Genomic DNA, 2,244 nt, shown 5'->3' with positions numbered 1-2,244 from the left:
CATCAGGTCCACATGATGCAAGTAAATTTAAAATCAAAGCGAATAGAAATAACTTTTTCATTGTTATCGGTTTCTTATAATGAAGCACAAAGGGCGTTTTAATGCCTTTTATACATTGTTGTAAACTGTTTATTTATTCTTGTTTTGCCCATTTTGGGAGCTTTAAATCAAACTTAAAATCTGGTATAGCTGACACACACGAAGTATCAACTTTCTGCAGTGGATGAGCTATAAATCTTTGAATCATTTCTGTCCAACAGAAATTCTCTCTTTCTGTAGGAAACATGTGTCCCATTCCAGGAGTCATTATATGTTGTGCGTTTTCAAACCATGGAATATAGCTTTCACTTGCCTCCGGAGGATTCATTGGGTCTAATTCGCCAGAAATTAATAAAGCCCGTACATCACTCTTGAATGGTTGTCTCAAGCTTTCGGGGGCGGCTTCATCTGTCCAGTATTCGCAAGGTTGTAAGAAATACTTAATCTCAGACAGCGCAGGATGATAAGGGTCTGCTTCCTTTTTCCATTCATTTAGTGAATTTTCAGTATAGGAATCAAAACAATGCACAAGCATACCCATGCGACTGTCATCATAGTTTATGCCACCAAGATTCCTTTCAACCATATTCCTAATCACAGTCATGTCTTCGTCTTTGAAAGCCTGTATGACATTAGGGAAATATCTGATTTTCGTTTCCTTGGTCTGTTGCCAATAAATTGTTCGGATGTAATCCTGTGAGTTTAAAGTAAATTTTGGTGCTCTAAATTTTGTAGAGTCTACAGTAAATGTTAGTGGTTGATCCTTTAACCTTTCATAAACCTCATAAAAGTCATCTTCTAAAGTTGGATATTTTTTTGAGCATTGCGGATCTTCAGCGCATAATTCAAAAATACGTTTTAGGTTATTATAGAAGTAAGGAACATCATATCTAACAATATCCTTTAGGTTGATGTGTGTTCCGGATAATAAGGTGGCACTTCTAACTTTTTTTGGAAATAGATTAATGATCATGGCTGACATGGGAACACCATATGACCCTCCTAATAGATTAAATTTCTTATATCCTAAAGCAGTCATGAGATCATTTACATCTTGAGCCACTGTAATGCTATTATATGCATTAAGATCTACGCCTTCACGTAAAAGCTGATCTCTGCATGCCAGGTCGAGGCCGAGGCGCACTTGTCGTTGCTCATCTATTGTCAGATCCATTGCAGCTATTGTACTCCAGGTATCGCTAAGGTTTGGGCACATGATAGGCCCTGAATAACCTGTACCCCTTGGGTCAAAAACGACCAAGGTTCTGTTTTTAGGTATGTATCCTCTTAGTTTAGCAACCGGACCTCTTTCAGACCCAGCCGCTCTGAGTGGAGCTTGACCTGGCCCGCCGGGCAATATTATCACAGGATCTGGTGCCGGGTTTTTGGGACTAATCACAGTGAAAGCGATTTCTAATATTCTGCTGCTCTTCTTATCTCTGGATTCAGGAACTAAAAGTTTACCGCACCAAATGCTATCAGCTTCAACCTTTGCAGTTTTAAATGGACAATCACATTTTTCTATTTTAAGCGATTGTGCAGATAAATTGAAAATGGATAAGACCAAAAAAACTATTAATATGGTATTTTTTAATTTCATTCAAATGGTTTACAACGGTCTGGGCTATGATTTCGGCGTGGAATCGTTCGTAAGAACAATTCCGCAGTGAAATCAGCCGTATTTGTTGTTTTAGTGTTCATAGTTGTTCTTTAGCCACGCTGAATTATAGCCATTGTTGTGTGTAGTTATTTTTTACTTTCCTTTATTAGTTTTACCAACTCCTCAAATTGTTTAGCACTTACACGAGTTCTTTTTTCTCGAGGTCCTTCATTCATCGTCTTATGAGCAATCACCATTTGCCACTCAGGAATGACTAGAATGCGCTGGCCACCCGAACCATTGGCCATAAATGAGCCGACAGGTAACCCTCCAGCATAATTTGGACTAGGTATCCACCAAAGATATCCGTGACCAAATCGGTCAGGAACGTTAACTCCTGTCTCCGAATAATCTTTAGTAATTCTTTCAACCCATGAATTAGGAATAATCTGTTGTTTATTCCACTGACCATTGTTAAGGAATAATTGTCCAAATTTTGCCATATCACGTGTTGATAATCTAAATCCGACTTTAGGGTGAATTGATAATGTTGTGTCTTTATTATAGAATGAATCAAACCTATCAATACCCAAGGGATTAGCTAT

Annotated in this window: 1 protein-coding gene and 1 pseudogene; both read right to left on the bottom strand. The window is 38.1% G+C overall.

Annotated features, from left to right (window positions below):
• Positions 1 to 133 precede the first annotated feature (133 nt).
• Positions 134 to 1,639 carry an alpha/beta hydrolase gene (locus WBV75_RS11460; RefSeq protein ID WP_424120732.1) on the bottom strand — a complete coding sequence of 502 codons (1,506 nt, stop codon included), beginning with the start codon at positions 1,637 to 1,639 and terminating at the stop codon, positions 134 to 136.
• Positions 1,640 to 1,785: 146 nt separating this feature from the next.
• Positions 1,786 to 2,244, bottom strand: a pseudogene (locus WBV75_RS11455) (hypothetical protein); the annotation flags it as partial.

This window comes from Robiginitalea sp. (genome assembly GCF_049588695.1).
Lineage (GTDB): Bacteria > Bacteroidota > Bacteroidia > Flavobacteriales > Flavobacteriaceae > Robiginitalea.
Note: the sequence above shows the minus strand (reverse complement) of the source record. Positions and strands in the feature narration are given on the sequence as shown.

Coding starts and splice junctions, on each gene's coding strand:
- WBV75_RS11460 (WP_424120732.1), bottom strand. CDS start 1,639: ATGAAATTAAAAAATACCATATTAATAGTTTTTTTGGTCTTATCCATT.